Source organism: Rhizobium grahamii (genome assembly GCF_009498215.1).
In the GTDB taxonomy this organism is placed as follows: Bacteria; Pseudomonadota; Alphaproteobacteria; order Rhizobiales; family Rhizobiaceae; genus Rhizobium; species Rhizobium grahamii_A.
In genome coordinates this window covers 3561123-3583907 of the sequence record NZ_CP043498.1, presented here as the reverse complement: position 1 = coordinate 3583907, position 22785 = coordinate 3561123, and the positions used below count along the sequence as shown (strand labels likewise).

The window sequence follows — 22785 nt, the reverse complement described above, 5'->3', positions numbered from 1 at the left end:
TGCTTTCCCGGACAAGTTAGAGCAAGGTTTTAGGGCGGGACGATAGCCGAGATACACGGCTCCAGGATGATACATTGCACCGATGCCATGCGTTATTCATGATTAAAGTAAGTGATGTTGGCTTTAATTCCTCTCATAGATACCACTTCGGTCCACACTAATTACCGTCGATAAATACCCCTTATCTGATCGCAGTATCAGTAAGCTCACCAAGCGCTTCACGAATTTCACGAAAAAACAAAGGGTTCGTCCTTTTGATTGAAGAGCGCGGTGGGCGAACCAAGGAAATCGTTCTCCGCTGGGAAAGCACTGCAAGTCTAGGATTTTGGGAAGCCTTGTGCCTCTTCCGAAATTCAGCCACACGGATCAAACTCGCTTCACGCGAATTGGTGTCCCGGCATGAACCCGCGGCGGCAAGTTTTCCGCCGCCGCGTTTGTTGACTGGCTATTTCTTGTCCAGCGCCAACTGCAGGATCTTGCGCACCACATCCTGCGTCTCCAGGCTGACGCGCTCTACAAGCTCACTGATGTCGCGTGCACCCGGATTCCGCTGCTTGTCGCGCATCTTGCGGAAGAGCTGCTCTTTCACGTCAGGCTCGACATCACCGTAATACTTTGAGGTCGTGCTGACCTGTTCATGGCCAAAGTTCTGACTGAGCGCCTTCAAATCTCGCGGCGACGAGGCCCATTCGTCGGATAGCCTTGCGACTGTGGAGCGGATGGCATGCGGTTTGAAGTAGGGAACACCCGCGGCAGCTGCCGCCTTCCGCAAAACCTGCCGGACAGGTGCAGCAGTGGTCAGGAACTCTAGCTCGATGCGGTGCCGGCCGATCCACGGTCTGAATGGCGCTGTTGGAAAGAGAGGGGCATCGTCTCCTGCGCCCATGCTCCTCAGCTCGCCGATCCACTCGATGACAATATGTTCGATGTCGTCTCCGACTGGAAACCAGTCGACGACGCTCGTCTTGCTGAACTTCGTCTTCACCTCGCGTGCGTCCTGGAACACCTGTTTGCGGTCGATGTCGACATGCTTCAGGCGAAGCGAGATCAGCGCGCCATCGCGAACCCCAAACAGGAGCAGGGCCGCCAACATAGCGCGGTCCCTGCGCTGGGCAGGCAAATTTGCCGGCATCTCCCGAAGCATTAGCCGCAGTTGTTCTGCACTTGGGACAAACTTCTGCGCCGCAGCTCCAGCAAGCTCAACGAGATGCCTCGGCGAGTTGAAATGGTTATAGAGTTGAGCGGTGATCGCCCTCCGATAGCCGTCCTGATCCGCAAGCCAGATAAAGAAGGCTTTCAGGTTCCCAAACGTATGGACAATAGTCGAGGCGGACAATCCCTCCTTGCCGGACTTGCCTGCCCGGTCGATGAGCTCATCCTTGAAGTCCTCGATCATCCTACGGGTCACTGATCGGAAGTCGACCGATCCGGTGTGGCCCTCGAACTGCCAGATATGGCGCAGGATGTCGTTAACGGTCTTCGGGTGGAACCCTTTTCCATGCCTCAGTTCACCCTGGTAAAGGTAGATGATAGAGGCGTTCTCTTCGATCAATGCATTCATACTCGTCACTTTCTAGTTGATGCGCTCAAATGAGATCGCATGGGTCTTCGATGCCAAATGCGAACGTTCGGCTAGGATGAGGATTTCTGGTTTATGGCGCTGCGTGAGCTTGGCGATGGACAGGTTGCGGCGGCCCACCTCGGGGTCCAGACCGCCAGATCTGCACAAACCCCGACTGGATCGAGGAAACATATTAGTCGGGAGTCTCGCTTCCGGGAGTGGTTTCACGAAGCCTCTGGAGCGCCCCCAATTCTTCGCTGCAGACGAACCGGTTCGCCCTTGCGCCGGTATCCGGGCAGGTTCTGGAGACACGGAAAACCCTATCAGTTCGACCGGGAGAAATTGAGATGTCACCCTCAAGCAATGAGTGAGAGCGCTTGCAACCGAAGCAACTGACGAGAAACTGGCCGAGTGGCTTTCCTGCAGCTTTCCTACGTCGACCGTGGAAGGCGTTGAGGTCCGAGCCGCGAAACAAACGTGGCTCGGCATCTATGACGGTGAGGCCGTCGGCGATCCAGTTGGTCAGGGTGTTGCGTGAGATATCATAGAGTTTGATGACATCGTCACTTGAATAGAGTTGGTGGAGTCTGGCCTTCCGATCGCTCTGGAGATTCCGGCGCTTCTTTGGGGCCGCGGTCATCGGCTGACCTCCTGGCGCGAAACCTCGAATGCCAGGATATCGCTCATGCGCCAGCGCGTGGATCCGTTCAGTATCTTGATCGGCTTGGGAAAGTCAGGATTTTGCTTGGTATGGCGCCAAACGGTCTGAATGCTGATGCTGTATCTTGCGCCAACCTCCTTGACCGAAAGGTAGCGCTCATCGTTTGAAGATATAGCCTTACGAGGCTTTAGCCCCTTTATCAAAGCAGCCGGCTGGGTGGAGGCCTCCAGACGATTTTCAGCTTGCGCTGTGTTCCGTTGCGCTGCGACCTCGATCGAGGATGGCGCGACCGCGTCGTCGACAATTGGCCGCGCGGCGGCGTCGACTTCGGCGTCGGGCAAAAATGAAAGCTGTTGGATTGAAGACATAGGGGTCCCTTGGCGTTTGAGGACCGCACGTCTTGCGCAGTACGGAATATCGTTTCCGTTATGTTCCGTTTAATCTAATGAGATCGCATCTGGCAAGAGGCTGAAGAAATTTTCTTGAAAGAATATCCGAAAGAAGACGCTAAAATAGTCGTGGCGGGCTGATTGGCGGGCCAACTAGAATCGGTTTCAGTAAATCCAATAAAACCAGCAGCTTAGCCAAAAAAATGGCGGACAAGGTGGGATTCGAACCCACGGTACGCTTTCACGTACACACGCGTTCCAGGCGTGCGCCTTAAACCACTCGGCCACCTGTCCTGCTTGCTTGATCTGCGTCGCGAAACGCAAATCGTTGGAACGGCGCGATATATACCGATGAATTTTCCGCGATCAACCTAAATCTAACAGTTTTTTGACTTCTTCCGGCAAAAGTGCGTGGAAGCCGCCGTTTGCAGTTTCGCTTGCAGGCCTCCACGTCCTGTGCAAGCTGGAAAATCCTCGCTGGAGCAGGCGGCGTCGCGATGTTGAATGGCCGGAGTGATCGATGCGTTTCCTATTGCGTTTGGCAAGTCTTGTTGCCCTGGCCGTGGCCGTGATCGCCGGAACGATCGATTCCATCCAGTCCGTCGCGGCATCGTCCGTGGTGATAACGTCGATGGGAGAGGCGTGGGAAGATCTCAACGCAACGTCGCTGCAGGATCTGCAGTCATCGATTTCCTACTATGTTCATCCGCGTTTCTATACGCTCGCCTTCCAATGGCTGATGCTCCAGCCAGCCTTCGCGGTGTTCCTGGTTCTGTCGCTGCTGTTGTGGATGGTTGGCTACAAGAAGCCGCCGGTCGCGGGCCGTTTTGCTGCCTGACGAAGGGCGGTTCTCGCCCGATTGCGCGTAACTTCTCCGAGCAGCTGATTTCGCTAATATGTACAGAAAAACCGCAACCAGCCGGCGATTCTGAACAAAAATAAGCTCGTGTGAGACGATTTTCGGCATTCTCCGCAAATTTTTACCAGCCGAAAAATTTCTCGTGAATTTTTTTTTGAGCCATGCAAGGATGCGCCCAAGCCAGGCCTCGGGGGAGGTCGGCGGTTCCGCAGACATGCCTGAAAACGGGCTTGCGGGAGGACCCCAACAAATAGAAACAACAGGGCTGCAACTCATGAAAAAATCCCTTCTGACTCTCCTCGCCGTGGCTGCCATGTCCACGACGGCGCTGGCCGCCGACGTCAAGCCAGCTCTCGTCTATGGCACCGGCGGGAAGTTCGATAAGTCTTTCAACGAAGCCGCCTACAACGGCGCTGAAAAGTTCAAGAAGGAAACCGGTATCGCCTATCGCGATTTCGAGCCCACCGGTGATACGCAGGGCGAGCAGGCAATCCGCAACTTCGCAAGCCGCGGCTTCAACCCGGTTGTTGCCGTCTCGTTCGCCTGGACCTCGGCGATTGAAAAGGTTGCCGCCGAATTCCCCGACACCAAGTTCATCATCGTTGACGCCGTCGTCGACAAGCCGAACGTTCGCTCGGTAGTCTACAAGGAAGAGGAAGGTTCCTACCTCGTCGGCGTTCTCGCCGGCATGGCCTCCAAGACCGGCAAGGTCGGGTTCGTCGGCGGCATGGACATTCCGCTGATCCGCAAGTTCGAGTGCGGCTACGAGCAGGGCGCACGGGCTGCAAATGCCAAGATGGAAGTGTTCCAGAACATGACCGGCACGACCGGTGCCGCCTGGAACGACCCGGTCCGCGGTGGCGAGCTCACCAAGAACCAGATCGACCAGGGCGCTGACGTGATCTACGCGGCAGCCGGCGCAACCGGTCTCGGCGTTCTGCAGACGGCAGCCGACAACAAGAAGTTCTCGATCGGCGTCGATTCGAACCAGAACTACCTGCATCCGGGCTCCGTCCTGACCTCGATGGTCAAGCGTGTCGACCTCGCTGTCTACAACGCCTACACCGACACCAAGGCTGACAAGTTCACCGGTGGCGTACAGTCGCTCGGCGTCAAGGAAGACGGTGTTTCGGCTGCTATCGACGAGCACAACAAGGCCCTCATCACGCCTGAAATGCTGGCAGCCGTCGAAAAGGCCAAGGCCGACATCATCGCAGGAACCGTCAAGGTTCACGATTACACATCGGACAACGCCTGCCCGAAGTGATCCGCGCCTGAAATTGGGCGTATGGCGGAACGTGTTTTTCGCCATACGCCCTTTTCGTATCTGGAGCCTGCTGTGACTGACACGCCCGCTATCGAACTTGTGGGCATCGACAAGAAATTCGGTGCCGTCCACGCCAACAAAGACATCAACCTCACCGTCGCCAAAGGCACGATCCACGGCATCATCGGAGAGAACGGGGCCGGAAAATCGACGCTGATGTCGATCATCTACGGTTTTTACCACGCCGACCAGGGCGAGATCCGGGTCAACGGCCAGGCCGTGACGATCAAGGACAGCCAAGCGGCAATCGCCACAGGCATCGGCATGGTGCACCAGCACTTCATGCTCGTTGACAATTTCACGGTGCTCGAGAACATCATGCTCGGCGCCGAGGGCGGAGCGCTGCTCGCCAGGGGCGTGGCATCGGCCCGCGCCGAACTGAAGCGGCTCGAGAAGGAATATGGCCTTGAGGTCAACCCGGATGCGCTGATCGAGCAGCTCCCGGTCGGCCTGCAGCAACGCGTCGAAATCCTGAAGGCCATGTATCGCGGCGCCGAAATCCTCATTCTCGACGAGCCGACCGGCGTTCTGACACCTGCTGAAGCCGACCATCTGTTCAAGATCCTCGGCGTGCTGCGCGATCAGGGCAAGACCGTCATTCTCATCACGCACAAGCTGCGCGAAATCATGGCGATTACCGACACGGTATCGGTCATGCGCCGCGGCGAGATGGTCGCGACCCGCAAGACGGCGGAAACGACCGTCGAAGAACTTGCCGAGCTGATGGTCGGCCGTCGCGTCCTGCTGCGCGTCCAGAAGGGCGAGGCCAATCCAGGCAAAGTCATCCTATCCGTGCGCAATCTGACGGTGAAGGATAACCGCGGCGTCGTCATGGTCGACAACGTCTCGTTCGACGTCAGAGCCGGCGAGATCGTCGGCGTTGCCGGGGTCGCCGGCAACGGACAGTCGGAGCTGCTGGAAGCCATTGCCGGTATCCGCAAGCCGCACTCCGGCGAGATATTCCTCGACGGCCAGCCGATTGACAAGGCGGATCCCGCGCGCCTGCGCGAACTTGGCCTCGCGCACATCCCCGAGGACCGGCACCACATGGGCCTCGTGCTGAAGTTCGAGGAGTACGAGAACTCGGTGCTCGGCTATCATCGCAATTCCGCCTACAGCAAAGGACCGCTCCTCGATCTCGACGCGATCCGCAAGGACGCGATGGAGAAGATCGAGAAGTATGACATCCGCCCGCCGAACCCGCGCCTGAAGACGGCGAATTTCTCCGGCGGCAACCAGCAGAAGATCGTCGTCGCCCGCGAGATCGAACGCGATCCGACGGCGCTGATCATCGGTCAGCCGACGCGCGGCGTCGATATCGGCGCCATCGAGTTCATCCATCGCCGCATCATCGAGATGCGCGATGCGGGCAAGGCAATCCTGCTCGTCTCCGTCGAACTCGACGAAATCCGCGCCCTTTCCGACCGTATCCTTGTCATGTTTGCCGGCCACGTGGTCGGCGAGAAGACGCCCGATGCCGGTGAACAGACCCTCGGCCTGATGATGGCCGGCATTGCCGCGTGAGGACTTTATGAGCACTGCTTCCGTCCCGCTTCCCAATTGGATCAATTACGGCCTCATTCCGCTTTTGAACCTTGTCGTTGCCTTCCTGATCTCGGGCTTCGTCGTCTGGCTGATCGGCGAAAGCCCGCTCGGCGCCCTGTCACTCCTGATCGAAGGAGCACTCGGCAGCGGCGAAGGCATCGGCTTCACGCTGTACTATGCAACGAGCTTCATCTTCACGGGGCTCTCGGTCGCCGTTGCGATCCATGCCGGCCTCTTCAACATCGGTTCCGAAGGCCAGGCCTATCTCGGCGGCCTCGGCTGCGCGCTGGTGGCACTGGCTCTCGACAATTATGTGCCGTGGTACGTCACAATGCCCATCGCCGTCATCGGCGCCGGGCTCTTCGGCGCGGCCTGGGCCCTCATTCCCGCATTCCTGCAGGCCAAGCGCGGCAGCCACATCGTCATCACGACGATCATGTTCAATTACATCGGTGCGGCACTGATGGTGTACCTGCTGGTGCATGTCCTGATCGTGCCGGGCAAGATGGCGCCTGAGACCCGTACCTTCCTCGAAGGCGGCCAGCTTCCGAAACTCGGCTGGCTGATGAACATGTTCGGCGCGAAGCTTGGCGCGGCACCGTTCAACGTTTCGTTCATCATCGCGCTGGTTGCATCCTATTTCGTCTGGCTACTGATCTGGCGCACGAAGCTCGGCTTCGAGATGCGCACGCTCGGCGTCAGCCCCAGTGCTGCCTCCTATGCCGGTATTCCCTATGCACGCACGGTCATGATCGCCATGCTGCTGTCGGGCGCGCTCGCCGGCATGATGGCGCTCAACCCGGTCATGGGTTCGTCGGCACGCCTGCAGGTCGAGTTCGTCGGCGGCGCGGGCTTTGTCGGCATTGCCGTATCGCTGATGGGACGCAACCATCCTGTCGGCATCGTCTTTTCGGCGATCCTTTTCGGTATCCTCTATCAGGGCGGTGACTGGATCTCCTTCGAGATGCCCACCATCACGCGCGAGATGATCCTGGTCATCCAGGGTCTGGTGATCCTGTTTGCCGGTGCTCTGGAGTACATGTTCCGTCCGGCGCTTGTGCGCGTCTACCAGCAGTTCAAGGGCAAGTGAGGAGCGCGCGATGGACTATTATGACATCTTCATCAGCGTTCTGAGCTCGACGATCCGCCTGTCGATCCCGCTGATATTCACGGCCCTTGCCGGGCTCTTCTCGGAGCGAGCGGGCGTTTTCGACATCGGCCTCGAAGGCAAGATGCTGGGATCGGCCTTCGCGGCCGCCTGCGTCGCCTACCTGACGGATTCGCCGTGGCTCGGCCTCGGCGCCGGCATCATCTGCTCGGTGGCTCTCAGCCTCGTGCACGGCTTCGCGTCGATTACCAACCGCGGCAACCAGATCATCTCGGGCGTGGCGATCAACTTCTTCATTGCCGGTATCACCATCGTTCTCGGTGGCGCCTGGTTTGGCCAGGGGGACGAACGCCGCAGCTTCTCCCCGAGGCACGGTTTTCGCCGATCGTGCTGCCTGGCGCTGATGCAATGCGCGAGGTTCCGGTCATCGGGCCGCTCTATGCAAACGTCATCTCCGGCAACAATATCCTGACTTATCTGGCGTTTCTTGCCGTGCCGCTCTCCTGGTGGATCCTCTACCGGACCCGCTTCGGCCTTCGCCTGCGCGCGGTCGGCGAGAATCCGGGCGCGGTCGACACCGCCGGCATTTCGGTCAGCTGGCTGCGCTACCGTTCGGTCATGTGCGCGGGAATTCTCTGCGGGTTCTCCGGCACCTACCTCGCCATTGCGCAATCGGCTGCCTTCATCAAGGACATGTCGGCGGGCAAGGGTTACATCGCGCTTGCCGCCCTCGTCTTCGCCAAGTGGAAGCCGGTTCCGGTCATGTTTGCCTGCCTGCTGTTCGGTTTCCTCGACGCACTCGGCAATTTCATGCAGGGCAAGCCTATCCCCGGTATCGGCGAGGTGCCGGTGCAGATCTTCCAGGCCCTGCCCTATATCCTCACCTGCGTCCTGCTCGCCGGTTTCATCGGCAAAGCCATCCCGCCGAAGGCCGGCGGCGTCCCCTACACGAAGGAACGTTGAGAACATGTCGCACGATCTTTTCGAAGCCGCACGCGGCGCCATGGCCTTTGCCCATGCGCCCTACTCCAAGTTCCCCGTTGGCGCGGCGATCCGCGCCGAGGACGGGAAGGTCTATACCGGCGCCAACATCGAGAACCTGTCGTTCCCGCAGGGCTGGTGTGCGGAGCCCACCGCGATCAGCGCGATGATCATGGGCGGCGCCAAGAAAATCGTCGAGATGGCTGTCATCGCCGAAAAACTGCCGCTCTGCCCGCCCTGTGGCGGCTGCCGCCAGAAGATCTCGGAGTTCGCGTCGAAGGAAACCCGCATCTATCTTTGTGACGAGGCTGGCGTGAAGAAGACCATGACGATGGACGAGCTTCTGCCGTTCAGCTTCGAAACGGAACTGGGATGAAGGCGGCTATTGACCTGCTGAGCGGCAGACTGGGCAGCCATTCCCCGCGCTACGGCATCGTGCTCGGCTCCGGCCTCGGCTCGCTTGTCGATCAGCTGGAGGATGCCGTACGCATACCGTACGGCGATCTTCCAAGCTTCCCGGTCAGCGCGGTTTCCGGTCACGCCGGCGAAGTGGTTATCGGCTCGCTCGGCGGCGTTTCCGTGGTCATGCTGTCCGGCCGCGTGCATTTCTACGAAAAGGGTGATGCCGCTGCCATGCGCGCGCCGCTGGAGGTGCTGAAGGCGCTTGGGGTCGATTCCCTGATCCTGACCAATTCGGCTGGCTCGCTGCGTGAAGACATGCCGCCCGGGTCGGTGATGCAGATCTCCGATCACATCAACTATTCCGGCATGAACCCGCTGATCGGCGAGGAAAGCGACAAGCGTTTCGTCGGGATGACCAATGCCTATGACGCTGAACTCGCCGCCGCGATGCAACACGCCGCGGAACGGACCAACATCCCGCTCGCCAAGGGCGTCTACATGTGGTTCTCGGGTCCGAGCTTTGAAACTCCGGCCGAGATACGCATGGCGCGTATCCTCGGCGCCGATGCCGTCGGCATGTCGACCGTGCCCGAAGTCATCATCGCCAGAATGCTTGGCATGAGGGTTGCGGCTGCCTCTGTCATCACCAATTATGGTGCAGGCATGACCGGTTCCGAACTCAGCCACGACGAAACCAAGGACATGGCGCCTGTTGGAGGCGCCCGTCTCGCTGCCATCCTCAAGGACATGATCGCAGCTGGAGGAAACGAATAATGAGCACCCATTCCCTCAAGGAAACGGCCGCGGTCGCACTGTCCCTTCTCGACTTGACGAACCTCAAGGATGATTGCACCGAAGCCCAGATCGACGCGCTTTGCGCGCGGGCACAGACGCCCTACGGCAATACGGCTGCCATCTGCATCTGGCCGCGCTTCGTCGCGCACGCCCGCGCCATTCTCGGCAGCGGGCATTCCGTCAAGATCGCGACCGTCGTCAATTTTCCATCGGGCGAGATGGAAGTAGCCGACGTCGCGGCCGAGACGCGCGAAGCGATTGCTGACGGCGCCGACGAGATCGACCTTGTGATCCCCTATCGCGCGTTCATGTCGGGCAGCGGCAAGGCCGTGACCGACATGGTCGCAGCGGTGCGCGCCGAATGCGTTGAGCCGGTATTGCTGAAGGTCATCCTGGAGACCGGCGAGATCAAGGATCCGGCGCTGATCCGCCGCGCATCCGAACTGGCGATCGAGGCCGGTGCTGATTTCATCAAGACGTCGACGGGCAAGGTCTCCGTCAACGCGACGCTTGAAGCGGCTGACATCATGCTTCGTTCAATCCGCCATAGCGGCCGAAAGGTCGGCTTCAAGCCGGCCGGTGGCATTGGATCGGTTGCGGATGCGGCCCTCTACCTCAGCCTCGCAGAGACGATCATGGCACCGGATTGGCCGATGCCTTCGACGTTCCGCTTCGGTGCATCGGGCCTGCTGGACGATATCCTTGCCGTTCTCAGCGGAACGCAATCGACACAATCGGCGGCATCGAGCTACTGAGATGATCCCGCAGGAAATCATCAGGCGGAAGCGGGACGGCGGCACGCTATCGGCCGATGACATCCGTGCGTTCATCTCCGCACTGGCGGCGGGCGATCTTTCAGAAGGCCAGATCGGCGCTTTCGCGATGGCCGTTTGGTTCAAGGGCATGTCCCGTGACGAAGTGATTGCCCTGACGCAGGCGATGGCGGCCTCTGGCGACACCTTGAACTGGAGCGATATCGACCGACCGATTGCCGACAAGCATTCGACCGGCGGCGTGGGGGACAATGTCTCGCTGATGCTGGCGCCGATTGCGGCAGCCTGCGGGCTCGCGGTACCGATGATTTCCGGCCGCGGACTTGGCCATACCGGCGGCACGCTGGACAAGCTGGAGTCCATTCCCGGCTATAATATCACGCCCGATGCATCCCTCTTCCGCAGAACGGTCAGGGAGGTCGGCTGCGCGATCATCGGCCAGACCAGCGCGCTGGCACCTGCCGACGGCAAGCTCTACGCGATCAGGGACGTGACGGCGACGGTCGATTCGATACCGCTGATCACGGCGTCCATTCTTTCCAAGAAACTGGCGGCGGGCCTGCAGACGCTGGTGCTCGACGTCAAGGTCGGCAATGGCGCCTTCATGATGGAGCCTGAGGACGCGCGCGTTCTGGCGCGCTCGCTGGTCGAGGTTTCGAACGGCGCGGGCGTGAAGACCTCCGCGCTGATCACCGACATGAACCAGCCGCTGGCCGATGCCGCCGGCAACGCGGTCGAGATCCGGAATTGTCTGGATTTTCTTGCCGGCCGGAAGAAGGGCACGCGACTGGAAACAGTCGTTCTTGCTTTCGCCGGCGAGATGCTGATGGCCTCCGGTCTTGCCGAGACGCCTGACAGCGCGACCGCGAAGGCGCTGGACGCCCTTTCCTCGGGCGCAGCCGCCGAGATCTTTGGTCGGATGGTGCACGCGCTCGGTGGCCCTTCCGATCTGCTGGAGAGGCCCGATGCCTATCTCCAGACCGCGCCTTGCGTCGTTCCGGTCGCCGCTGATCAATCCGGGTGGCTGCATTCCTGCGACGCCCGTCAGATCGGCATGACGGTGATCGATCTCGGTGGCGGACGACGGCACCCTCAAGACAAGATCGATAGCCGCGTGGGTTTCTCCGAGCTTCCGCCCATCGGCACCTATGTCGAGAAAGGCGCTCCGATCGGGTTCGTTCACGCAGCGACGAGAGACGCGGCCGCCGCCGCCGCGGCCGCGCTGAGGAACACGTACAGGATTTCCGACAGCGAGCCTGCGCTCGCCGCCGTCATCTCGCAGCGTCTCTGATGTTCTTTATTGCTTCAGGCTGAGCGATCCGTCAGCGACGGAATAGGATCCGAGCTTCTTCAGGAAGCTCATGCCGACAAGCGTCGAAGACAGGGCCTCGTCTCTCAGGACGAAAGCTTCCACATCGCGAACGCGGATACCGCCGATCTCGACGCGATCCAGGGTAACATGAGCGGCTTTCGTCTGACCGTTGGCTGTGCTGACGGCGTAGCGGAAATCCAGCTGGTTGGCGGTATAGCCGAGGCGGCGCGCGAGGCTTTCGTTCAGGGCGACATAGGTGGCGCCGGTATCGATCAACCCCTGCACCTGACGACCGTTTATCCTGAAATCGCCTGTATAGTGGCCCTGAGCATCGGCCTGCAGGCGCATCGTGCCCAGCGACGTGGATGCCTGGGACGGCTGCACCGTATCGACGGTGCCGGAAACGTAATTCGCAGAGACGGCAGGCTCTGGGCGGGAAACACTGCCTGTTGCCCCGATCAACGATGGGACCTGGCTGGCAAACACCGCTGCGATGCTTGCGAATATGATTGTACGCACGAGCATGGAGACAGAAATCCTTCCTGTATAAACCGCGCATCATGCGAGGCCATGTCTCTAGGTGCTACGCCGCAATTGCTGACAAGTTACTAATGCCTCAATGAAAATGCCCCGGAAGGTCGTTCCGGGGCATCAACCACCAACATCTGGTAAATGGCGCGTTAATTATTTCGTGCCGTACATGCGGTCGCCGGCGTCGCCCAATCCCGGCACGATGTAGCCCTTATCGTTCAGATGGCTGTCGATCGACGCCGTGAAGACGGGCACGTCCGGATGCGCCTCGCGGAAGTTCTTGATGCCTTCCGGCGCCGCCAGCAGGCAGAGGAAGCGGATGTTGTGTGCGCCGCGCTCCTTGAGCTTCTCGATCGCGGCGATCGACGAATTGCCGGTGGCAAGCATCGGATCGACGACAATGATCAGGCGCTCGGAAATGTCCTCCGGTGCCTTGAAGTAGTATTCGACTGGCTGCAGCGTATCATGGTCGCGGTAGACGCCGATATGCGATACGCGGGCCGACGGGACCAGATCCAGCATGCCTTCCAGAAGACCGTTACCAGCGCGAAGGATCGACGCGAAAACGAGCTTCTTGCCTTCCAGAATCGGCGATTCCATGGTTTCCATGGGCGTCTCGATAGTTTCCATCGTCAGCTCGAGGTCTCGGGTCACCTCGTAACACAGCAGCGTCGATATCTCGCGCAACAGGCGACGGAAACTTCCGGTCGATGTTTCCTTGCGCCGCATGATGGTGAGTTTGTGCTGCACAAGCGGATGATCGATGACCGTAACGCCGTCCATGGCCGAGCCCTTTCTTTAGCTATTCTTATAGGATGTTTCTTTCATGGAAATCCCGTCCGCTGCAAGAGCGGACGACGATTTGCATTGCTGATCCCCAATCACGGACGCTCAGAGGCGCGCCAGAAGGACCTTGCGCGTCTCTTCGTCCACGAAGGCCGCTTCGAGGCCCGTGCGCGTCAGCTCGTCGATCTCGCTATCGGTGAAGCCGAAGGCGCTCGCCGCAAGCTCATACTCGCGCTCGAGCGACGTATGGAAGAAGGGTGGGTCGTCGGAACTGATCGTTACCCGCACGCCTGCTTCCTTCAGCCGCCGCAGCGGGTGGGCGGCAAAATCCGGAAAGACCTTCAATGCGATGTTCGAGCCGGGGCACACTTCGAGAACCGTGCCCTGCTCCGCCAGACGACGCACCAAGGCTTCATCCTCGATCGCCCGCACGCCATGACCGATGCGGGACGGACGCACGACATCGAGTGCATCGGCGACGCTGAACGGTCCGCAGACTTCGCCCGCGTGGATCGTCAGCCCAAGACCGGCATCACGCGCGATGTCGAAAGCCCGGGCGTAGTCGGCAACGCGGCCCATACGCTCCTCACCGGCAAGATTGAAGCCTGTGATCAGCGGGTTGCGTGCCTTCGCGGCATATTCCGCGGCACCGACAACACTATCGGGACCGAAATGCCGCTCGCCCGTGACGATCAGCCGGGCCACGATCCCGTTTGCAGCCTCTGCCCGGCGGATGCCTTCGCAAACACCGGCGATGTAAGCGTCAGCTCCAAGGCCGATGCGTTTTCCGTGATCGGGCGAGACAATCAATTCGCTGTAGATCGTACCAACCGAGGCAAGCTCGCCCAGATAGGTTTCCGTCAGCAGCGCATAGTCTTCCTCGGTCTTGTAGACCTCGGAAATCTTGTCGTAGCACTGCAGGAAGCTCGCGAAGTCGTGCCAGACATAGGCTCCGTCCTTCAGATATGCGGCGATGTCGATGTTGTATTTGCGGGCCTGCGCCAACGTCAGCGATGGAGGAGCCGCCCCTTCCAGATGGCAGTGCAGCTCGACCTTCTTCAAATGGCGGGTCATAGAAAGCTTCTCCCGTGCTGGCCGGTCGGAATGCGCAGATGCCGGGCGATCGTCTCGCCGATGTCGGCGTAGGTCGAGCGGATACCGATATCGCGAGGGCGCAAGCCCGGGCCATAGGCAATGATAGGCACCCGTTCGCGGGTGTGATCGGTGCCGCGCCAGGTCGGGTCGCAGCCGTGATCGGCGGTCAGGATGACGAGATCTCCGGGCTTTAGTTTGCCGCCGACCTCGGGCAAACGGGCATCGAATGCCTCGAGAGCTGCGGCATAGCCCGGAACATCGCGACGGTGGCCATAGACCATGTCGAAATCGACGAAATTGGTGAAGACCAGGTCGCCGTCCTCGGCGGTATCCATCGCGTCGAGCGTCGCGTCCATCAGCGCCTGATTGCCGTTGGCCTTGATCACGCGCGACACACCCTGATGGGCGAAGATGTCGCCGATCTTGCCGATGGCATGCACGTTGCGCCCTTCCTTCACCAGCCGATCGAGCAGCGTCGGCTCCGGCGGTGGAACCGAAAAGTCGCGACGATTTCCGGTTCGCTGAAAATTGGCCACCCGTTCGCCGACGAACGGCCGGGCAATCACCCGTCCGATATTCATCGGGTCGAGCAATGCTCGCGCGATCGCGCAGAACGTCATCAGCCGGTCGAGACCGAAATGCGTTTCATGCGCGGCAACCTGGAACACCGAGTCCGTCGAGGTGTAACAGATGGGCTTGCCCGTCCGGATGTGTTCCTCGCCGAAGCGCGCTATGATATCGGTCCCCGATGCGTGGCAGTTGCCGAGGATGCCGGGCACATCGGCCGCACGGCACAGCGACTCCAGAAAGTCGGGCGAGAATGCATCTCCATCAGTGGGAAAATAGCCCCAGTCGAAGGTTACCGGCGTTCCGGCGATCTCCCAGTGCCCTGACGGCGTATCCTTGCCGCGCGAGACCTCGTTGGCGGAGCCGTAGGTCGCGTAAATTTTCTCCGGCACCGGCATCCCTGCCGGGAAGCGACCGGAAGCCGCCTTGGCGAGATGCAGCAACCCCAAGGCCGACATGTTCGGAAGCTGCAGCGGGCCAGCGCGCAGTCCTTCGCGGTCCCCTGCCCCGGCGGCGCAGAATTCCGCTATATGGCCGAGCGTATTGGCGCCCTCGTCGCCATAGGTCGTTGCATCCGGCGCACCGCCGACTCCGAAGGAATCCAGAACGAACAGAAAAGCACGCGGCATGGTTCACCCGATAGCAAAACGCGCCCGACGTCTGCAGGCTGCGAAAGGCCAAGCCTTATATCGGTCGTGGTGACTTGGCAAATATCGCGGGGAAACGAGCTGTCAGCAATCGCTGCAGGCGACGTCATCGCCCTGACGCTGGCGATAGTAATAGGTCCGGCTGATCGTCAGGGCGCTTGTGTTCGACACGAGATTCGGCGCGAACGCGAAGAGGAACAGCTGGTACGGCACAGTGATCTCGGCACGAACGAGGAAGCTGCTCGCCTTTTTCAGATCCGTCGGCACCGTGACCGCCGAGTTTGCGGCATAGGGCGCGGAGTTATCTTGGGCCCAGGACCACTTGACCTTCGGATTGGCGGACGAATCGATCGTGATGCCGGTGATCTTCAGCGTCATTCCCGTTGTCGGGTACGGAGCAAAGATCGCGCTTGCGACCGAAGGCATGTCGGCCAGCCAGGACTTCGTGACGCTCTGCTGCTGGGTTACTACATCGGCGACAGACGCGGCCGATCGCGCGGCGCGCTTGCTGAGGCTCAATCCGATGGTAATCTCGAACGCACCGACATAGAGCACGACGAGGATCGGAAACAGGATCGCGAACTCGATCGCACCGACGCCCTCGCGATCCCTCGCGAAACGGCTACCCAGTCTTCTCAGTTTCCGCAAAGCGTTACGAAGGGCCATCACGGATACTGCTCGTTCTGGAAAGCCGCGGTCGCGACGATGAGGAAATAGGCCGAGGAGCCGTCGGCGGGCCGAACGCTGGAGATGTAGGGGCGGATGAGGTCGGTAATGACCTGCCAGCGATAGTAGGCCCTGACCATGTTGATCGTTCCGGCACCGCCCGGCGCGTATTGGAAGGCCGACGTATTGATATCCGCGTAATTCGCCGTCGACACCTTCGGAATGGTTGTCGGGATGGCCGCGAACGTCGAGAACTTCTGCACGTCGACATAAAGCTTGTTGGGCGTTGCGGCCTCTGTCGTCGAGCATTTGATCAGGACGGAGATCTCGTTGCAGAGCGCGGTACGAAATGCCGTGCGGTCGGTGTTCGCGAGCGTGATCTGACCCGTCCGTATCTTGCGGCTCAGCGTATCGACGGCGCTGGAAACGAGTTGTTCGCCCGCGAAGGCGACGAAGGTCTCGATGATCGCGAAGACAATCATGAAATAGGGAATGGCGAGCAGGGCAAACTCGATCGCCGCCGATCCATCGCGAGAGCGCGCGAAAGCGGCAATTGACCGTCGACGTGTCCATCCCCGCCGTCTGGCCCCTTCCGCTGTCTGATCCAATTCCGTCATGGTTTTTGTCCGAACAGCTTTGATCGCGCAGTCTTACGCGACGAGCGTTGATTTTTCGTTTCAGAGCGGCTCAGAAGTTTAACGAGCTTAGTTGGATGCTGCGGCCGAGGTTTCGTTCGAGGGGGCGCTGTGCTGCTCGCAATTCGGCGTGCAGGACAGGACCGTCCGTTCCGTCTGGCGGAAAACGCGCACAGTGTTTGCTTCGTCGATCGAGACAAGGATGCTCTCATCAAGGATTGCGTTGCCGTCCGAATCGAGAAGGACAAGATTGGTGCTGCCGAAGCTTCTGCCGGTCAGCACGATCGTCTTGGGGTCGGCGACGGTTGCGTCGGCCACCTTGGCATTGCCGATGATGACCTTGCTGACAGGACGGTCAAGCTTCAACACGCGCGCCTGATCCATATAGACGCGCAGCATTTCGGATTGCTGCGCCACGGCTGCTTGTGAGAGACCCGCGACGGCAAGAGCGCTGGCGAGAAATATCCTTTTGCCGCTCGGTGACATCCACTTTTCTTTCGCGATCTTAATGGAACCTCCCGCCAGCATGGGAAAAAATGGTGAACGAAGATTTAACCGATGGTGATTCATCTTATAGCACGCGAGATAGGCTCGATTTGGAGCATATGGCACGGCGCGTTCCAGCACAGGCGACGACACGAGCAAACGGCGGGAAACGGTGGTTTCCGGGAAGTCCTGTAGTATCAAGAAGACGTTAGGTGACAATACTTCGAATTTTAAGTTTCGATCGAAGGCAACACTTACCATATTCAAAGCGCTAAACACGTTTACGCATCGGTAACTCAATTCTTTAAGTTGATGGAAAGCGCCACTCGCTAGGGTAGGCCAATCCGATCAACGGCAAACAGTTGGCGGACGTGCTGAACATCAACTGGAGTTAGGAGTTATCATGACCAAGCTTGTAAGCCGTTTTCTCAAGGACGAATCCGGCGCGACCGCAATCGAATACGGCCTGATCGCAGCGCTCATTTCCGTAGCGCTCATCACCGGTGCATCCGCTCTCGGCAACAAACTGAACCTCATGTTCAACAGCCTGTCGAACACGATCAGCAGCAAGACGCCGACCTGATATCGCGGTAACCGCGCATGTGTTACTGGAGGCTCACGGGCAGATGACCGTGAGCCTTTCGTGCTTGGGGAGCGAATATGACTGAAGCGGCAATTTTTCTGATTTTCCCGCTGTGCCTGGCGATCGCCGCACTGTCTGATATTCTTACGATGACGATCCCCAACAGGGTATCGCTCATCCTCGCTGCAGCATTTGTTCCGATCGCTTTCATGGCGGGCCTGCCGCCAGCCGCCATCTGCATGCACCTCGTAGCCGGTGCCGCCGTGTTTGCCGCCTGCTTCGCGCTCTTCGCGCTGAACGTCATGGGCGGCGGGGATGCGAAGCTGCTGACAGCCGCCGCACTCTGGTTCGGATATGATCCGTCGCTTGCCGCCTTTGTCGTCTATGTCGGCATCATCGGCGGCGCCGTTACCCTCGTTATTCTTGGGATCCGGATGTATTCGGATGTCATACTGGCGACCGGCCTGCCGGTTCCCCATTCCATTCTTACGGCTAAGAAGGTCCCTTACGGTATCGCCATCGCGATCGGGGGCTTTCTTGCTTTCCCTCAAAGTCCGCTGTTTCTCGCCGCGCTGGAAGCCGTGAAATCCTAGGAATTAAGGTAGAATTAACCTAAATCCGAAGGCTTTCGTTAACTATAATTACACCAATTGAGGTCCATTCTCCGGAACGAATATCTCGAATCTCCGGGGAATGGACCAATGAAACCCGCCCGAATTCTAATACTTGGAGTGGCCGTCGTGGCTGCCGGCCTCGCCGGCATACTCGCGATGAGCCTTGCCGGGCGCGGGTCGGTCGTCACCCAGGTACAATCCGTCGTCGAGAGAGAACCAACGGTAAACGTGCTCGTTTCGAGCGCCAACCTGCCGGTCGGTGCGCGCCTCGACGACAAGGCCGTACACTGGATGCCATGGCCGCAGGGCGGCGTTGTCCAGGGCTTCATTACCGAATCTGAGAAGCCGGATGCCATCAAGGATATGCAGGGCGCCGTCGTGCGTCTGCCGATCTTTGAAGGCGAACCGGTTCGCGCCGAGAAGATCGCCGATGCCAGCAGCAAGATCATGTCGTCGCTGCTGCCATCCGGCAAGCGCGCGGTGGCGACCGAGATCTCGGTTGCGACAGGTGCGGGCGGTTTCATCCTGCCTAACGACCGCGTCGACGTCATCATGGTGCGCAAGGCCAAGAGCGGTGACAAATATCTGACCGAAACCGTGCTGAGCAACGTGCGTATTCTCGCCATCGACCAGCAGATCCAGGAAAAGGAAGACGGCTCCAAGTCCGTCGTCGGGACGACCGCGACGCTGGAACTCACGCCCGACCAGACCAAAGTGCTCGCCGTAGCGCAACAAATGGCGGACCGGCTTTCGCTGGCGCTTCGTTCCGTTGCCGATGCGCGCGAGCAGGATACGACCGCAGCCGACTACCTGCTGAGCGGCGACAACGGCAGCTCGATCGTCCAGGTCATCAAATCCGGGGCGATCGTCACCGACAGCACCGGCACAGCAAAGGCCGAGTAGAGGAAACGCTAATGGGCAATTCAACGCGGTACACAAAGCCTTTGCTGGCAGGCTGCCTATCCTTCGTGATCGGCGTGACTGGCATGGCGCCGGGCTTCTTGCCCGGCGATTTCGGCGTGCGGGCGGCACTTGCGGAATCCGACGGCATGGTCACGATCACGCAGGCCGGCCCGGGCGCACACCGCAGCTTGAAGCTCGGGTTGAAGAAGGCGATCGTGGTCGATCTGCCTGTCGATGCGCATGATATCCTCGTTTCCGACCCGTCGATGGCAGATGCCGTCACCCGCTCGTCGCGTCGTATCTACCTCTTCGGCAAGACCGTCGGACAGACCAACATCTTCATTTTCGGCGCCGACGGACAGCAGATCGTCAGCCTCGACATCGCCATCGAACGCGATGTCGCCGGGCTCGAAAGCAATCTGCGGCGCTTCATTCCCGATTCCAACATCAACGTGGAGATCGTCTCCGACAACATCGTGCTGACCGGCACGGTGCGCACGCCGCAGGACGCGGCACAGGCCGCAGATCTCGCCCAGGTCTTCCTGAAGGGCGGCGAAGCGACCACCCGAACGGAAACGGCGAGCGGCCAGGGCGGCGACAGCTCCGTTGCGCTCTTTGCCGAAGGTCGCCAAACCTCGCAGGTTATCAATCTCCTGAAGATCGAAGGCGAAGACCAGGTAACACTGAAGGTGACGATCGCCGAAGTCCGTCGCGAAATCCTCAAGCAGCTCGGCTTCGACAATCTCGTTTCCAACTCGAAGGGCCTATCGGTCGCTCAGCTCGGATCTCCGAACGTGGACAGCGCGACAGCAACCGTCGGCGGCGGTCTGGCAGCACTGTTCAAGAGCTCGATCGGCAAATACGACATCTCGACCTACCTCAGCGCGCTGGAACAGGCAAAGGTCGTCAAGACGCTGGCCGAACCGACGCTGACCGCGATCTCCGGCCAGGCTGCGACATTCAACTCCGGTGGCCAGGTTCTCTATTCGACGACCGACAACGACGGCAACGTCACGATCGTTCCTTACAACTACGGCATCAATCTTGCCTTCAAGCCGGTCGTGCTCTCCTCGGGGCGCATCAGCCTGCAGATCAAGACCAATGTGTCGGAACCGGCACCGTCGGTTTCCGGCTCGACTCCCACCTACCAACGTCGCGCGGCCGAAACCTCCGTCGAGCTTCCCTCGGGCGGCTCGATCGCGCTTGCCGGCTTGATCCGTGACAACGTCGCCCAGACCTCCAACGGCACGCCTGGCGTCAACAAGATTCCGCTGCTCGGCACGCTGTTTCGCCAGCGCACCGTCGAACGCGACGAAACCGAGCTTGTCATCATCGCGACGCCGTATCTGGTGCGCCCGGTCGCGCGCAACCAGCTCAATCGCCCGGACGACAACTTCAGCCCGGAAAACGATGGCGCAGCATTCTTCCTCAACCGCGTGAACAAGGTTTACGGGCACCAGACGCCTGTTGCCGACGCGCAGTTCCACGGCTCGATCGGGTTCATCTACAAATGAGCGGAGCGGTAGCAATGACAAGAGATAGAGATCATTCGATGACTCGGACCAGCACGACCCGCATCGCAAAATCCAGGTGCATGGTTGCCGTTGCGGCGATGGCCGCTGCTCTCCTTTCCGGCTGCGCATCGCATGACGACCTGACCACAGGCGGGATCCCTGACGACTATCGCCAGCGCCACCCCATCGTCGTCACCGAAGCGGAGCAATCCGTGGATATCCCGGTTGCCTCGACGGACCGGCGCCTCAACACGGCGCAGCGCGACATGATCCGCGGCTTCGCCCAGAATTACGGCTCCAGAGCGACCGGCCCAGTCTACCTGATGACCCCTGAGGGCTCGCCGAACGCCGCGGCCGCGCGCCAGCTGCGCGGGCAGGTTCGGGCCGAACTGTCGGCACGCGGCATTGCGAGTTCGAAGATCGTCAACAGCTCATATGGCGCCGGCGCCACCGGCGATTCCGCGCCGATCCGCCTGACCTTCGTCGGCACAACGGCCATGACCTCGCAGTGCGGCCAGTGGCCGAAGGACATGATCAACGATTTCAGCAACCAGAACTACTACAACTTCGGTTGCGCCACGCAGAACAATCTCGCCGCACAGGTCGCGAACCCGGAAGACCTGGTCGCGCCGCGCGGCATGACCCCGATCGACGCCACGCGACGCAACGCCGCCATCAAGGAATATCGCGAAACGACCACGACGATCGAGGATGTCGCTGCCTCCGGCTCGAGCACCTTTTGATCGGTAAGGATTGACGATGAGCACGGTCGAATACGAGATCAAGAATACCGCGGAGCTCCGGCACGCAGAGGACGCGCTGCGCATGGCGGAGCTCGAAGGCATGCGACCGCTGCCGCGCATCTCCATTCACGCCTTCTGCGAAAGCGAAGAGCTGCAGCGCACGATGGAACGCTGCGGTAACGATCGTCGCATGGCAAAGGTCAGCCTGCGGGTGACGAGCGGTGGTATCGCCGCCGCCGCAAACATGTTCGCCGGTGCGCCGACGCCGAACCTGATCATCCTCGAAACACGCGCAACGAGCGCCAGCCTGCTCAGCGAACTGGCGCCACTCGCTTCGGTCTGCGACCCTTCGACGAAAGTCATTATCGTCGGCTATCACAACGATATCTCGCTCTACCGCGAGCTCATCCGCAACGGCATCTCCGAATACATGGTGCAGCCGGTCGGTATGGCCGACCTGATGACGGCGCTGGCGGCGATCTTCATCGATCCCGATGCGGAGCCGCTTGGCAGAAGCATCGCCTTCATCGGCGCAAAGGGTGGGGTCGGCTCCTCGACTATCGCTCACAATTGCGCTTTCGGCATCTCGCGCCTGTTTTCGACCGAAACCATCCTTGCCGACCTCGACCTGCCCTACGGCACGGCGAACATCGACTTCGACCAGGATCCGACGCAGGGGATCGCCGAAGCGGTCTACGCGCCGGAGCGCCTCGACGAAGTCTTTCTCGACCGTCTGCTGACGAAATGCTCCGAGCATCTTTCGCTGCTCGCGGCACCGTCCATCCTCGACCGCTCTTATGACTTCGAGGGACAGGCTTTCCAGCCCGTTCTGGATGTCCTGCAGCGCAGCGCGCCCGTAACCGTTCTCGATGTGCCACACGCATGGTCGGAATGGACACGCTCGGTCCTCGGCAGCGTCGACGAAGTCGTCATCTGCGCATCCCCGGATCTCGCAAACCTGCGAAACACCAAGAACATGATGGATGCGCTGCGCAAGATGCGGCCGAACGACAAGCCGCCTCACCTCATCCTGAACCAGGTGGGCATGCCGAAGCGTCCGGAGATCACGCCATCCGACTTCTGCGAGCCGCTGGAGACGGATCCGATTGCGATCATACCCTTCGACATCAACCTATTCGGCACGGCTGCCAACAGCGGCCGGATGATATCGGAGATGGATGCAAAGTCGCCGACTGCGGAAACCTTCTCACAACTGGCGCACATCGTGACCGGCCGTATCGCTGTCAAGAAGGCAAAGAAGGGCGGTCTTCTTGGTCTGCTGAAGCGCAAATGAGATCAGCC

23 protein-coding genes, 1 tRNA gene and 1 pseudogene are annotated in these 22785 nt (G+C 60.1%); 15 read left to right on the top strand and 10 right to left on the bottom strand.

The features are described from left to right. Window positions 1-445: 445 nt before the first annotated feature. The 3 genes from FZ934_RS17240 to FZ934_RS17225 form a co-directional block, all read right to left on the bottom strand. The gene (locus FZ934_RS17240) at window positions 446-1561 is read right to left on the bottom strand and encodes a tyrosine-type recombinase/integrase (protein ID WP_153272063.1); all 1116 of its coding nucleotides are present in this window, start codon (window positions 1559-1561) and stop codon (window positions 446-448) included. A 193-nt stretch (window positions 1562-1754) separates the two neighbouring features. Next, on the bottom strand, window positions 1755-2201 hold the full coding sequence (locus FZ934_RS17235; protein WP_153272062.1) for a hypothetical protein: 447 nt from the start codon (window positions 2199-2201) through the stop codon (window positions 1755-1757). Window positions 2202-2815: 614 nt separating this feature from the next. After that, window positions 2816-2905 (bottom strand) — tRNA-Ser (locus FZ934_RS17225). A gap of 226 nt (window positions 2906-3131) precedes the next feature. Between FZ934_RS17225 and FZ934_RS17220 the strand changes: the two genes are divergently transcribed. From FZ934_RS17220 to deoA, 9 genes and pseudogenes are all read left to right on the top strand, one after another. After that, a complete protein-coding gene (locus FZ934_RS17220) occupies window positions 3132-3449 on the top strand; it encodes a hypothetical protein (protein WP_153272060.1) in 318 nt (105 codons plus the stop codon). A 295-nt stretch (window positions 3450-3744) separates the two neighbouring features. Then, on the top strand, window positions 3745-4737 hold the full coding sequence (locus tag FZ934_RS17215) for a BMP family lipoprotein (protein ID WP_113360899.1): 993 nt from the start codon (window positions 3745-3747) through the stop codon (window positions 4735-4737). Window positions 4738-4809: 72 nt separating this feature from the next. Continuing rightward, window positions 4810-6321, top strand: a complete 1512-nt coding sequence (locus FZ934_RS17210) for an ABC transporter ATP-binding protein (protein ID WP_113361382.1) — start codon at window positions 4810-4812, stop codon at window positions 6319-6321. A gap of 7 nt (window positions 6322-6328) precedes the next feature. Beyond that, a complete protein-coding gene (locus FZ934_RS17205; RefSeq protein WP_153272059.1) occupies window positions 6329-7432 on the top strand; it encodes an ABC transporter permease in 1104 nt (367 codons plus the stop codon). A gap of 10 nt (window positions 7433-7442) precedes the next feature. Beyond that, window positions 7443-8413: pseudogene (locus FZ934_RS17200) on the top strand (ABC transporter permease). Between the two features lie 4 nt (window positions 8414-8417). Then, window positions 8418-8807 carry a cytidine deaminase gene (locus FZ934_RS17195; protein WP_056816281.1) on the top strand — a complete coding sequence of 130 codons (390 nt, stop codon included), beginning with the start codon at window positions 8418-8420 and terminating at the stop codon, window positions 8805-8807. Further along, the gene (locus FZ934_RS17190) at window positions 8804-9607 is read left to right on the top strand and encodes a purine-nucleoside phosphorylase (protein WP_153272058.1); all 804 of its coding nucleotides are present in this window, start codon (window positions 8804-8806) and stop codon (window positions 9605-9607) included. Before FZ934_RS17195 ends, FZ934_RS17190 begins: the two co-directional genes overlap by 4 nt. Then, window positions 9607-10383: a deoxyribose-phosphate aldolase gene (gene deoC / locus FZ934_RS17185; RefSeq protein WP_153272057.1), complete on the top strand. Its 777-nt coding sequence runs from the start codon at window positions 9607-9609 to the stop codon at window positions 10381-10383. Before FZ934_RS17190 ends, deoC begins: the two co-directional genes overlap by 1 nt. A gap of 1 nt (window position 10384) precedes the next feature. Then, entirely contained in the window at window positions 10385-11692 is a 1308-nt protein-coding gene (deoA, locus tag FZ934_RS17180; RefSeq protein WP_153272056.1) for a thymidine phosphorylase, read from the top strand. A 6-nt stretch (window positions 11693-11698) separates the two neighbouring features. Here deoA and FZ934_RS17175 read toward each other — a convergent pair whose 3' ends face one another. The 7 genes from FZ934_RS17175 to FZ934_RS17145 all read right to left on the bottom strand — a co-directional run bounded on the left by FZ934_RS17175 (window position 11699) and on the right by FZ934_RS17145 (window position 17126). After that, window positions 11699-12238: a TIGR02281 family clan AA aspartic protease gene (locus FZ934_RS17175; protein WP_153272055.1), complete on the bottom strand. Its 540-nt coding sequence runs from the start codon at window positions 12236-12238 to the stop codon at window positions 11699-11701. A 159-nt stretch (window positions 12239-12397) separates the two neighbouring features. Next, entirely contained in the window at window positions 12398-13027 is a 630-nt protein-coding gene (gene upp / locus FZ934_RS17170; RefSeq protein WP_113360890.1) for a uracil phosphoribosyltransferase, read from the bottom strand. Window positions 13028-13135: 108 nt separating this feature from the next. Next, a complete protein-coding gene (locus FZ934_RS17165) occupies window positions 13136-14104 on the bottom strand; it encodes an adenosine deaminase (protein ID WP_153272054.1) in 969 nt (322 codons plus the stop codon). Beyond that, the gene (locus tag FZ934_RS17160) at window positions 14101-15321 is read right to left on the bottom strand and encodes a phosphopentomutase (RefSeq protein ID WP_153272053.1); all 1221 of its coding nucleotides are present in this window, start codon (window positions 15319-15321) and stop codon (window positions 14101-14103) included. Before FZ934_RS17160 ends, FZ934_RS17165 begins: the two co-directional genes overlap by 4 nt. Before the next feature lie 102 nt (window positions 15322-15423). Beyond that, entirely contained in the window at window positions 15424-16005 is a 582-nt protein-coding gene (locus FZ934_RS17155) for a TadE/TadG family type IV pilus assembly protein (protein ID WP_153272052.1), read from the bottom strand. Continuing rightward, window positions 16005-16622, bottom strand: coding sequence for a TadE/TadG family type IV pilus assembly protein (locus FZ934_RS17150; RefSeq protein WP_056816247.1), 618 nt, complete (start codon window positions 16620-16622; stop codon window positions 16005-16007). Before FZ934_RS17150 ends, FZ934_RS17155 begins: the two co-directional genes overlap by 1 nt. Window positions 16623-16709: 87 nt before the next feature. Beyond that, window positions 16710-17126 (bottom strand): pilus assembly protein N-terminal domain-containing protein, encoded by a 417-nt coding sequence (locus tag FZ934_RS17145; RefSeq protein WP_153272481.1) that lies wholly within the window; start codon window positions 17124-17126, stop codon window positions 16710-16712. A gap of 403 nt (window positions 17127-17529) precedes the next feature. Here FZ934_RS17145 and FZ934_RS17140 point away from each other — a divergent pair, with 403 nt between their 5' ends. The 6 genes from FZ934_RS17140 to FZ934_RS17115 all read left to right on the top strand — a co-directional run bounded on the left by FZ934_RS17140 (window position 17530) and on the right by FZ934_RS17115 (window position 22777). Then, complete coding sequence (locus FZ934_RS17140; RefSeq protein ID WP_153272051.1) at window positions 17530-17709, top strand: Flp family type IVb pilin; 180 nt, start codon at window positions 17530-17532, stop codon at window positions 17707-17709. A 77-nt stretch (window positions 17710-17786) separates the two neighbouring features. Further along, window positions 17787-18302 (top strand): A24 family peptidase, encoded by a 516-nt coding sequence (locus FZ934_RS17135; protein ID WP_153272050.1) that lies wholly within the window; start codon window positions 17787-17789, stop codon window positions 18300-18302. Between the two features lie 108 nt (window positions 18303-18410). Further along, a complete protein-coding gene (cpaB, locus tag FZ934_RS17130) occupies window positions 18411-19226 on the top strand; it encodes a Flp pilus assembly protein CpaB (RefSeq protein WP_153272049.1) in 816 nt (271 codons plus the stop codon). Between the two features lie 11 nt (window positions 19227-19237). Continuing rightward, window positions 19238-20740: a type II and III secretion system protein family protein gene (locus FZ934_RS17125; RefSeq protein ID WP_153272048.1), complete on the top strand. Its 1503-nt coding sequence runs from the start codon at window positions 19238-19240 to the stop codon at window positions 20738-20740. After that, window positions 20737-21483, top strand: coding sequence for a CpaD family pilus assembly protein (locus FZ934_RS17120; RefSeq protein ID WP_153272047.1), 747 nt, complete (start codon window positions 20737-20739; stop codon window positions 21481-21483). The genes FZ934_RS17125 and FZ934_RS17120 overlap by 4 nt, the downstream gene beginning before the upstream one ends. A 16-nt stretch (window positions 21484-21499) precedes the next feature. Continuing rightward, a complete protein-coding gene (locus FZ934_RS17115) occupies window positions 21500-22777 on the top strand; it encodes an AAA family ATPase (RefSeq protein ID WP_153272046.1) in 1278 nt (425 codons plus the stop codon). Window positions 22778-22785: the final 8 nt, after the last annotated feature.

What these genes read in the sequence shown, in the direction of transcription:
- FZ934_RS17240 (WP_153272063.1), bottom strand. Translation starts at nt 1,561, where the DNA reads ATGAATGCATTGATCGAAGAGAACGCCTCTATCATCTACCTTTACCAG.
- FZ934_RS17235 (WP_153272062.1), bottom strand. Translation starts at nt 2,201, where the DNA reads ATGACCGCGGCCCCAAAGAAGCGCCGGAATCTCCAGAGCGATCGGAAG.
- FZ934_RS17220 (WP_153272060.1), top strand. Translation starts at nt 3,132, where the DNA reads ATGCGTTTCCTATTGCGTTTGGCAAGTCTTGTTGCCCTGGCCGTGGCC.
- FZ934_RS17215 (WP_113360899.1), top strand. Translation starts at nt 3,745, where the DNA reads ATGAAAAAATCCCTTCTGACTCTCCTCGCCGTGGCTGCCATGTCCACG.
- FZ934_RS17205 (WP_153272059.1), top strand. Translation starts at nt 6,329, where the DNA reads ATGAGCACTGCTTCCGTCCCGCTTCCCAATTGGATCAATTACGGCCTC.
- FZ934_RS17195 (WP_056816281.1), top strand. Translation starts at nt 8,418, where the DNA reads ATGTCGCACGATCTTTTCGAAGCCGCACGCGGCGCCATGGCCTTTGCC.
- FZ934_RS17190 (WP_153272058.1), top strand. Translation starts at nt 8,804, where the DNA reads ATGAAGGCGGCTATTGACCTGCTGAGCGGCAGACTGGGCAGCCATTCC.
- deoC (WP_153272057.1), top strand. Translation starts at nt 9,607, where the DNA reads ATGAGCACCCATTCCCTCAAGGAAACGGCCGCGGTCGCACTGTCCCTT.
- deoA (WP_153272056.1), top strand. Translation starts at nt 10,385, where the DNA reads ATGATCCCGCAGGAAATCATCAGGCGGAAGCGGGACGGCGGCACGCTA.
- FZ934_RS17175 (WP_153272055.1), bottom strand. Translation starts at nt 12,238, where the DNA reads ATGCTCGTGCGTACAATCATATTCGCAAGCATCGCAGCGGTGTTTGCC.
- upp (WP_113360890.1), bottom strand. Translation starts at nt 13,027, where the DNA reads ATGGACGGCGTTACGGTCATCGATCATCCGCTTGTGCAGCACAAACTC.
- FZ934_RS17165 (WP_153272054.1), bottom strand. Translation starts at nt 14,104, where the DNA reads ATGACCCGCCATTTGAAGAAGGTCGAGCTGCACTGCCATCTGGAAGGG.
- FZ934_RS17160 (WP_153272053.1), bottom strand. Translation starts at nt 15,321, where the DNA reads ATGCCGCGTGCTTTTCTGTTCGTTCTGGATTCCTTCGGAGTCGGCGGT.
- FZ934_RS17155 (WP_153272052.1), bottom strand. Translation starts at nt 16,005, where the DNA reads ATGGCCCTTCGTAACGCTTTGCGGAAACTGAGAAGACTGGGTAGCCGT.
- FZ934_RS17150 (WP_056816247.1), bottom strand. Translation starts at nt 16,622, where the DNA reads ATGACGGAATTGGATCAGACAGCGGAAGGGGCCAGACGGCGGGGATGG.
- FZ934_RS17145 (WP_153272481.1), bottom strand. Translation starts at nt 17,126, where the DNA reads ATGTCACCGAGCGGCAAAAGGATATTTCTCGCCAGCGCTCTTGCCGTC.
- FZ934_RS17140 (WP_153272051.1), top strand. Translation starts at nt 17,530, where the DNA reads ATGACCAAGCTTGTAAGCCGTTTTCTCAAGGACGAATCCGGCGCGACC.
- FZ934_RS17135 (WP_153272050.1), top strand. Translation starts at nt 17,787, where the DNA reads ATGACTGAAGCGGCAATTTTTCTGATTTTCCCGCTGTGCCTGGCGATC.
- cpaB (WP_153272049.1), top strand. Translation starts at nt 18,411, where the DNA reads ATGAAACCCGCCCGAATTCTAATACTTGGAGTGGCCGTCGTGGCTGCC.
- FZ934_RS17125 (WP_153272048.1), top strand. Translation starts at nt 19,238, where the DNA reads ATGGGCAATTCAACGCGGTACACAAAGCCTTTGCTGGCAGGCTGCCTA.
- FZ934_RS17120 (WP_153272047.1), top strand. Translation starts at nt 20,737, where the DNA reads ATGAGCGGAGCGGTAGCAATGACAAGAGATAGAGATCATTCGATGACT.
- FZ934_RS17115 (WP_153272046.1), top strand. Translation starts at nt 21,500, where the DNA reads ATGAGCACGGTCGAATACGAGATCAAGAATACCGCGGAGCTCCGGCAC.